General features: G+C 73.7%; 7 protein-coding genes. 6 read left to right on the forward strand and 1 reads right to left on the reverse strand.

Going from position 1 to position 9310, the window contains the following annotated elements; genetic code table 11:
• Positions 1 to 338: 338 nt before the first annotated feature.
• From AB0A74_RS23940 to AB0A74_RS23965, 6 genes are read left to right on the forward strand one after another with little or no spacing between them, the layout of a single operon-like run.
• Positions 339 to 575, forward strand: coding sequence for a phosphopantetheine-binding protein (locus tag AB0A74_RS23940; protein WP_358252658.1), 237 nt, complete (start codon positions 339 to 341; stop codon positions 573 to 575).
• Positions 568 to 4320: an amino acid adenylation domain-containing protein gene (locus AB0A74_RS23945; RefSeq protein ID WP_358252659.1), complete on the forward strand. Its 3753-nt coding sequence runs from the start codon at positions 568 to 570 to the stop codon at positions 4318 to 4320. Before AB0A74_RS23940 ends, AB0A74_RS23945 begins: the two co-directional genes overlap by 8 nt.
• Positions 4317 to 5825 carry an MFS transporter gene (locus tag AB0A74_RS23950; RefSeq protein WP_358252661.1) on the forward strand — a complete coding sequence of 503 codons (1509 nt, stop codon included), beginning with the start codon at positions 4317 to 4319 and terminating at the stop codon, positions 5823 to 5825. The genes AB0A74_RS23945 and AB0A74_RS23950 overlap by 4 nt, the downstream gene beginning before the upstream one ends.
• Positions 5822 to 6844 carry an ABC transporter substrate-binding protein gene (locus AB0A74_RS23955; RefSeq protein ID WP_358252663.1) on the forward strand — a complete coding sequence of 341 codons (1023 nt, stop codon included), beginning with the start codon at positions 5822 to 5824 and terminating at the stop codon, positions 6842 to 6844. Before AB0A74_RS23950 ends, AB0A74_RS23955 begins: the two co-directional genes overlap by 4 nt.
• A 5-nt stretch (positions 6845 to 6849) precedes the next feature.
• The gene (locus tag AB0A74_RS23960) at positions 6850 to 7944 is read left to right on the forward strand and encodes an iron ABC transporter permease (protein WP_358252665.1); all 1095 of its coding nucleotides are present in this window, start codon (positions 6850 to 6852) and stop codon (positions 7942 to 7944) included.
• Positions 7945 to 7952: 8 nt separating this feature from the next.
• The gene (locus tag AB0A74_RS23965; protein ID WP_358252667.1) at positions 7953 to 8720 is read left to right on the forward strand and encodes an ABC transporter ATP-binding protein; all 768 of its coding nucleotides are present in this window, start codon (positions 7953 to 7955) and stop codon (positions 8718 to 8720) included.
• Positions 8721 to 8932: 212 nt separating this feature from the next.
• Here the strand turns inward: AB0A74_RS23965 and AB0A74_RS23970 are convergent.
• Positions 8933 to 9310, reverse strand: a 378-nt coding sequence (locus tag AB0A74_RS23970) for a hypothetical protein (RefSeq protein WP_358252669.1), incomplete at its 5' end; no start/stop codon positions are given.

The following is a 9310-nucleotide window of genomic DNA, read 5'->3' on the forward strand; positions in this document are numbered from 1 at the left end:
CGGGAAACGCGGCGCGACGGGCCGACTCCAGGGCGGCCGAGCCGCGCGCCGGAGGCGCGCCATTGGACGCGGTGGCTGAGCCGACCACGGGCTCGCTGTGTCCACCGCCCTCGGCGCGAGGCCGCCGTCGGCTTGTCGCGTCGCCTTTCCCGGCGATCGCGCTTTCGATCGGCGGGATACGCGGCGCGACGGGCCGACTCCAGGGCGGCCGAGCCGCGCGCCGGAGGCGCGCCATTCAACGCAGTGGCTTGAGCGGGAACTCGCGGCGGAGATCCGGTGGTGTGGTGGCCGCCGGATCCCGCCGTGTCCCCGCACGTACCGAGAACTGGGGTGATGACGTGGCAGGGCAGTTGACGGCGGCGAGCATCAGGGCGGATGTCGCCGAGTTGCTCCACCGCAGCCCGGACGAGAGCTTCGACGCGGAGGACCTGTTCGCCGCCGGCCTCGACTCGGTGCGGTTGATGACGCTGGTCGAGCGGTGGCGGGAGGCGGGTGCGGAGGTCGACTTCGTGCGCCTGGCCGAGCGGCCCACGCTCGGCGAGTGGTTGCGCTTGTTGGTGGGTCGGGATGTCTGAGGTGCTGCGGTTGGGCGCCGCGCAGGAGGGGATCTGGACCGGTCAGCAGTTCGACCGGGACAGCCCCGCCTTCAACACCGCCGAGTACGTCGAGGTCCGCGGCCCGGTGGACGTCCCGCTGCTCGTGGCGGCCGTGCGCCGGGCGGTGTCCGAGGTCGAGGCGCTCAACGTCGTGTTCGGCGAGGACGCCGACGGGCGGCCGTTCCAGCGCGTCGTGGAGCGGCCGTGGTCGGTGGACGTGGTCGAGGTCGCCGGGGAGGCCGAGGCGCTGGCGTGGATGCGGGCGGACCTGGCCACGCCGGTGGACCTGGCCTCCGACGTCGTGTTCCGGCAGGCGGTCCTCCGGCTCGGGCCGGAGCACTTCCTGTGGTACCAACGGGTCCACCACATCGCCCTGGACGGGTACGGGCTCTCGCTCGTCGCCCGCCGGGTGGCCGAGGTCTACACGGCGCTGGTGGAGGGCCGTGAGCCGGCCGAGCACACGTTCGGCTCGCTCGCGTCCGTGGTCGCCGAAGACCAGTCCTATGTGGACTCGCCGAGGCTCGCCGCCGCCCGCGAGTACTGGACGGGCAAGGCCGAGGGGCGCGCGGAACCGGTCGTGCTGGCCCGGCGGGCGGGGAAGCTCGCCCGGTCGGTGCACCGCGTGACCGCCGACCTGGACGCCGCCGACATCGCCGCGCTCAAGGACGTCGCACGGCTCGCCGGCGCGATGTGGAGCGAGGCCGTCACGGCGACCTTCGCCGCCTACCTGCACCGGATGACCGGCGCGGCCGAGCTGACCCTGGCGCTGCCGGTGATGTCGCGGCTGGGCTCGGTGTCGCTGCGCGTGCCGTGCATGGTGACCAACGTCGTGCCGCTGTGGGTCACCGTCGAGGACAAGACCACCCTGACCGACCTGACCGCCCAGGTGGCCACCGAGCTGAGGGCCGCGCGACCGCACCTGCGCTACCGCTACGAGCAGCTGCGCCGCGACCTGAAGCTGGTGGCCAGCGAGCGCAAGTTGTTCGGGCCGTCGGTCAACATCATGCCGTTCGACTACGACCTGCGCTTCGCGGGCCACCGGGGCGTCGTGCGCAACGTCAGCGCCGGACTGGTGGAGGACCTGGTCGTCCACGTCTACGACCGCGCGGACGGCAGCGGGCTGCGGCTGGTGCTCGACGCCAACCCGAACTGCTACGACCCGGACGAGTTGACCGGCCACCTGACCCGGTTCCGGGCCTTCCTGCGCGCCGCCTGCGCGGCCCCGGACACCCCCGTCGCCGACGTCGACCTGCTGCTGCCCGGCGAACGCGAGCGCCTGCTGGGGGAGTGGAACGACACCGCCGCGCCGCTGCCGGACGTGACCGTGCCGGAGTTGTTCGAGGCGCAGGCCGCCGCGACCCCCGACCGCACGGCCCTGGTCGCCGGCGACGCCACCCTGACCTTCGCCGAGCTGAACGCCCGCGCCAACCGCCTGGCCCGCCTGCTGGTGGCCTGCGGCGCGGGCCCGGACCGGTACGTGGCGCTGCTGCTGCCGCGCACCTCCCACTCGATCGTCGCGCTGCTGGCGGTGCTCAAGGCGGGCGCGGCGTACGTGCCCATCGACCCCGACCACCCCGTGCAGCGCATCGAGGCGACGCTGGCCGACAGCGAACCCGTCGTCGTCCTCACGACCGGGGCGCTGTGGCACGAGCGGATCCCCGCCCGGGTGGTCTTCCTGGACACCGAACCGGCGGGCCTGCCGGACACGGACCTCCACGCGCCCGTCACGCCCGACGACGCCGCCTGCCTGATCTACACCTCCGGCTCCACCGGCACCCCCAAGGGCGTGGTGGTCGAGCACCGCGGCCTGGTGAACCTGTTCCACCACCACCGCGACACGATGATCCGCCCCGAGTCCGGCGGCGCGGTGCGCAAGGCCGCGCTGTCGGCGTCGCTGTCGTTCGACACGTCCTGGGAAGGCCTGCTGTGGCTGCTTGACGGCCACGAGCTGCACTTCGTGGACGACGACCGCCGCCGCGAGCCGGCCGCGATGCTGGACTACGTCGACCGGCACGGCATCGACTTCATGGACATCACCCCCACCTACGCCGAGGAGTTGCTGGCCGCCGGGTTCCTCGACCCGGCCCGGCACCGGCCCGCCGTGCTGGCGCTGGGCGGCGAGGCGACCGGGCCCGCGCTGTGGAGCGCCCTGCGGGGCACCGGCATGTCGGTCTACAACCTCTACGGGCCGACGGAGTGCACGGTGGACACGCTGTGGTGCCGGTTGGCCGACAGCCCCGAGCCGATCGTCGGCCGGCCGCTGGCCAACACCCGCGCGTACGTGCTGGACGGGCGACGCCGGCTGGTGCCGCCGGGGGTGGTGGGCGAGCTGCACTTCGGCGGCGCGCCGGTGGCCCGCGGCTACCACGACCGGCCCGAGCTGACCGCCGAGCGGTTCGTGGACGACCCGTTCGGGCCGCCGGGCGCGCGGATGTACCGGACCGGCGACCTCGCGCGGTGGCGGCCGGACGGCACGGTGGAGTTCCTGGGCCGCGCGGACGACCAGGTGAAGATCCGCGGGTTCCGCATCGAGCCGGGCGAGGTCGAGGCGGTGCTGGTGCGGCACCCCGCCGTCGCGCAGGCCGCCGTGGTGGCGCGCGAGGACACGCCGGGGATGCCGCGCCTGGTGGCGTACGTGGTCGGCGACGACGCGCCGCCCGCCGAGCTGCGGCGCTTCGCCGCCGAACGGTTGCCCGACTACATGGTGCCGCCCGCGTTCGTGGCGCTGGACCGGATCCCGCGCACCACCAGCGGCAAGCTCGACCGGGCGGCGCTGCCCGCGCCGGACCTGTCGGCGACGGTGGCCGGCCGGACGCCGCGCGACCACCGCGAGGCGGTGCTGTGCGGGTTGTTCGCCGAGCTGCTCGGACTGCCCGAGGTGGGCATCGACGACGACTTCTTCTCGTTGGGCGGGCACTCGCTGCTGGTGGCGCGGCTGATCGGGCGGGTGCGCGCGGAGTTCGGCGTGTCCATCGGCATCCGGACGGTGTTCGAAGCGCCGACCGTGGCGAAGCTCGCGCCCAGGCTGGGCGTGGACACCGGGAGTCCGCTCGACACCCTGTTGCCCCTGCGCGCCGGCGGGAGCGGGCCGGCGTTGTTCTGCGTCGCGCCGGCGACCGGGTTGGCCTGGTCGTTCGCGGCGCTGCTCGCCCACCTGCCGGACCAGCCCGTGTACGGGCTCCAGCCGGTGGCCGACGAGGGGTTCACCTCGATCGCCGACCTGGCCGCGTCCTACGCGCGGCGGGTGCGGGAGGTGCAGCCGTCGGGGCCGTACCGGCTGCTCGGCGCGTCGTTCGGCGGGCTGGTGGCGCACGAGATGGCCGTGGTCCTGCGCGAGCAGGGCGAGGCGGTGGAGCTGGTGGCGCTGCTGGACTCGTTCCCCTTCCCGGACGCGTGGCGGGACCTGCCGCCGGCCGGTGACGACGAGGTGGCGGCGCTGGTCGGCGACCTGGACCAGCTCCCGGTGGTGCGCGGGGCGTTCGCGCGCAACTCGGCGCTGGGCGCGGCGTGGACGCCCCGGCGGTTCGACGGCGAGGTGCTGCTGTTCGAGGCGACCGAGGGCAAGACGCCGGACTGGCCCGGACCTTCGTCATGGGAGTCCCATGTGGACGGCATGGCCGTGCATCGGCTGGTGACCACGCACAACGGCATGGTGACCGCGCGGGCGTTGGCCTGGGTGGGCGCGGTGCTCGCACTGTCGGGCGAGTTGCGGAGGGCGTCGTGAACCGGGAGTGGCTGGGCTTGGGCGCGGTGCTGGCCGCGACCTTCATGACTCAGGTGGACGGGTTCGTGGTCAACGTGGCCAGCCCGTCCATCCAGCGGGACCTCGGCGCGGGGTTCGACCAGATCCAGTTCGTCGGCGCGGCCTACGTGATCGCGTTCGGGGCGTTGCTGGTGACCGGGGCGCGGTTGGGCGACCGGGTGGGGCACCGCCGCGTGTTCCTGTGGGGCGTCGCCGGCTTCACCGCGACGTCGCTGCTGTGCGGTGTCGCGCCGACGGCGGACCTGTTGATCGCGGCTCGGTTCCTCCAAGGGGCCACGGCCGCGTTCATGGCCCCCCAGGTGCTGGCGATCATCCGCGCGACCGTGCCGGACGAGGAGCGGCGGGCGACCGCGATCAGCGTCTACGGCGTGGTGATCGGGCTCGGCGTGATCTGCGGCATCGCCGGTGGCGGGGTGCTGGTGGACCTGGACCTGTTCGGGCTGGGCTGGCGGCCGGTGCTGCTGGTCAACGTGCCGGTCGGGCTCGGCATCCTCGCGCTGGGCCGGGTGCTGCCGGGCGGGACGGCGGGCGCGCCGCACCGGCTGGACCTGGTCGGCGCGGCCCTGACGTCCGTGGCGCTGCCGGCGCTGCTGGTGCCGCTGGTGTTCGACGGCGTCCGGTGGCTGTGGCTGGGGGTGCCGCTGGCGGCGGTGCTGGCCGCGGCGCTGGTCGCGCAGCAACGGTCCCTGCACCGGGCGGGCGGCGAGCCGCTGTTCCCGCCGCGGGTGGTGACCGTGCCGGGGATGCGGTTGTCGCTGGCCACCGTGCTGTCGTTGTTCGCGACGAACTCCGGGCTGTTCCTGGTGTTCACCTACTACCTGCAGACCGGGCTGGGGCTGTCGCCGCTGGCCGCGGGGCTGGTGTTCGTGCCGCTCGGGTTCGGTTTCGCGCTGGGGTCGGCGGTGAGCAAGCGGCTCGGTCGGCGGGTGGCGTGGCCGGTGCCGGCGGTGGGCTGCGGGCTGCTGTCGTCGGTGCTGGTCGGGGCGGCGCTGGCCACGCGGCTGCCGGCGGCGGCGCAACCGGCGTTGCTGGTGGTCGTCATCGGGACGGCCGGGTTCGGCCAGGGACTGGTGGTCGCGCCGCTGGTGGCGGGGATCCTCAGCCGGGTGCGGCCCGCGGAGGCCGGCGCGGCGTCGGGCATGGCGACCACGGTGACGCAGTTCGGGCTCGCGCTCGGCGTGGCCGTGGTGGGGGCGTTCTACCGGGTGGTGCTGGGGGCGACGCCCGGCGATCCCGGGGTGCCGTTCGACGACCACGCGCTGGCGTTCACCGCGGCTGCGGCGTTGTTGGCCTGCACTTCCGGCATGACGGGCCTGCTCGGCTACCGGCTGCACCGGTTGCCGGCCGGCCTCCGGCCCCCGGATCCATCGTCCCACGAGGTACCGACAGGGGCGGGCGAGGCGGGACCAGAACCCGAGGCGGCGGCACCGGTCGTCGTGTCAAGCACTCAGAGGAGGACCGGATGAACCTCAAGCGATTGCCGCTGGCGGTGGTCGGGCTGGTCGCCGCGGCGGCCTGCTCCACGGCCACGGCGGGCAGCACCGACCAGGCGGGCGGCGCGCAGAGCGGCTACCCCGTGACGATCTCCAACTGCGGCAAGGACTACACCTTCCAGAAGGCGCCCAGCCGGGTCGTCGTCATGAACGGCGGCTCGGTCGCCGAGGTGTCCGCGCTGCTCGAACTCGGGCTCGGCGACAAGGTCGTCGCCAACGCCCAGTCCTACGGCGCGTCCGAGGTGGACGGCCGGGTGGAGGCGATCAAGAAGCTGCCCACCGGGGACATCGAGCTCAACGACCTGTACGACATCCCGCGCGAGGCCATGATCGGGCTCAACCCCGACTTCGTGATCTCCACCTACGACGGCGGCTTCCGCGCCGAGGCCGGCTTCGCCACCCGCGACGACCTGGCCGCCATCGGCGCGAACACCTACGCGCCCGCGTCGTCGTGCGGCGCGGTCGGCACGGTCGGCGGCAAGCCGTCCATCGAGGACAGCTACGCGCTGCTGCGCGACCTGGGCGAGGTCTTCGGCGTCTCCGCCAAGGCCGAGCAGGTCATCGCCGACGCCAAGAAGCGCGTCGAGGCCGTCGAGGCCAAGACCGCGAAGCTGGCCAAGCGGAACGCGATGCTGATCATCCCCGGCATGGCGATGGGCGGCGAGTTCAGCTCCGTCGGCGGCAACGGCATCTGGAACGACATCTTCGCCAAGGCCGGCGCGGTCAACGCCTTCGAGGGCGCGACGCAGGACCTGTTCGCCAACCTCTCCGCGGAGCAGGTCGCCAAGGCCGACGTGGACGTGCTGGTCGTGGTCGACTACATGTCGGAGGACCCGAAGGCCGACGCGCAGGAGCTGTTCGACCGGTTCCCGCAGTGGGACGCCGCGAAGGACAAGCGGTTCGTCGTGCTGTCCGACTCGGTGTACCTCGGGCCGAGCAACCACCTGGCGGTCGAGGCCATCGCGAAGGCCGCCCACCCCGGGGCGCTCTGATCGCCATGACCATGCTGTCCCGCCCCCCGAAGACCCGCACGCCGCCGCCCCGACCGGCAGCCAGACCGGCGCCGCTGCACGGCGCGCCGCTCGCGCTGTGCCTGCTGGTGCTCGGCGTGCTGCTGGTCGTGATGGTGCTGGTCGCCGCCGCGGTCGGCTCGGTGCCGGTCTCCGTCGGCGACACCTGGCGCATCGTGTGGGGCCACCTCACCGGCGCCGACCCCGGCGTCAACCCGGCGCACGAGCAGATCGTGTGGACCTTCCGCGTGCCGCGCGTGCTGCTCGCCGCGCTGTGCGGCGCCGGGCTCGCGGTGGCCGGCGTCGTGCTCCAGGCGCTGGTGGCCAACCCGCTGGCCGACCCGTTCATCCTCGGCGTGTCCGCGGGCGGCTCGGTCGGCGCGGTCACCGTGATGGCGCTGGGCGCGGGCGCGCTGGGCGGCCTGGGCGTGTCCGGCGCGGCGTTCGCCGGCGCGATGCTCGCCGTGGCGCTGGTGTTCGCGCTCGGGCAGCAACGCGGGCGGCTCAACCCGGTGCGGCTGGTGCTCGCCGGGGTCGCGGTCAGCTACGTGTTCACCTCCGTGACCAGCCTGCTGCAATTGCAGACCTCGCCGAACAACATGCGGCAGATCATGTTCTGGCTGCTGGGCAGCGTCGCCGGCGCGCGGTGGGACCAGTTGCAGGTGGCCGGCGTGGTGGTGGTCGGCGTGACCGTCCTGCTCACGATGTACGGCCGTCAGCTCAACGCGCTGGTCACCGGCGACGAGTCGGCGACCGCGCTGGGCGTGGACGTCAAGCGCCTGCGGGTCGTGGTGATCGTGCTGACGTCGCTGCTGGCGGGCGTGCTCATCGCGGTCGCCGGCGGCATCGGGTTCGTCGGGCTGATGGTGCCGCACCTGGTGCGCCTGGCCTTCGGCGTGGACCACCGCAGGGTCCTGCCGATCTCCGCGCTCGTCGGCGCGGTCTACCTGGTCGCGGTGGACCTGCTGTGCCGCACGGTGGACCCGCCGAACGAACTCCCGCTGAACATCCTCACCGCCCTCTTCGGCGCGCCGTTCTTCATCTGGCTGATGCGGCGGGATCGGAGCCTTTCACACTCATGAAACTCCAATTGAGACAAGTCAGCGTCGCCATCGGCGGCACCCCGATCCTGCACGACGTGGACCTGGAGGTCGCCCCCGGCGATTTCGTCGGCCTGCTCGGCCCGAACGGCAGCGGGAAGTCCACGTTGCTGCGCACGGTCTACCGCTCGATGCGCCCGTCCGGCGGCACCGTGCTGCTGGGCGGGGAGGACGTCTGGTCGCTGTCCGCCCGCGCCGCCGCCCGGCGGACCGCGGCCGTCCTCCAGAACAGCCCGACGCCCGCGGGCCTGACCGTCCGGGAGGTCGCCGCGCTCGGCCGGACGCCGCACAAGGGCATGTTCGACCGGGAGACCCGCGAGGACCACGACATCGTGGTCGACGCGTTGGAGCGCACCGGGATGCTCGGGCACTCCGACCGGATCTACGGGTCGCTGTCCGGCGGTGAGCGGCAGCGGGTGCTGCTGGCGCGGGCGTTGGCGCAACAGCCGCAGTTGCTGGTGCTGGACGAACCGACCAACCACCTGGACATCCGGGCCCGGTTCGAGCTGCTCGAACTGGTGCACACCCTGGGCGTCACGACCCTGGCGGTCCTGCACGACCTGGACCTGGCCGTCCGCAGCTGCCACCGGCTGGTGGTGCTCGACCGCGGGCGGGTCGTCGCGTCCGGGCCGGTGCTGGCGGCGCTCACCCCCGACGTGCTGTCCGCCGTTTTCGGTGTCACGGCGGTGACGGAGCGCCATGACGACGGCGTCGTGCGCGTCACTTACGGTGCCCGTCCGCTCGCAAAAGTGTCATGACGAACGGCGTATAGATCCGTCCTTGCCGGTTATTGCGCAAAGTCGGGCCACCGGTGATCCGGCGGCCCGACTTTGCCGTGTCCGGATTGCGCGGTTTCCGGTGTGCGGGCGCACCACCCGGCACCGTGGGGGCGCACCACCCGGCACCGTGTGGGCGTACCACCCGGTACACCGCTGAACCGGGTGGTACGAAATCGGCGGCGCGTCGATTGTCACCGCGCCGCGTGGGTGCGGCGCAGTGCGAGCACGAGTGCCAGGGCGACCGCGTCGAGGACGTGCGCGACCACGTCGAGGGCGTGCGCCGCGGACGACCAGCCGTGGACCGGGTCACCCGCGAGGTGGCGCACCGCGAGCAGCGCGACGACCGTGCAGAGCAAGGGGATCAGCGTCGAAGGCGGGGTGCGCCGGACCGCCGCGACGACCAGCGCGACACCCACCGCGCACCGCCACGCGCCGGTCACGAACGCGGTCGGCGAGTGCGCGATCAGCGCGGACGAGGCGGGCGCGGCCAGCACCACCAGGCCGGCCGCGCACTGTGCCGCGCCGATCACGCCCAGCGCCGACCGCAGCCGCGCCGGGCCGCGCGCCGG

This window comes from Saccharothrix sp. NPDC042600, from assembly GCF_040647305.1.
GTDB classification, from domain to species: domain Bacteria; phylum Actinomycetota; class Actinomycetes; order Mycobacteriales; family Pseudonocardiaceae; genus Actinosynnema; species Actinosynnema mutabilis.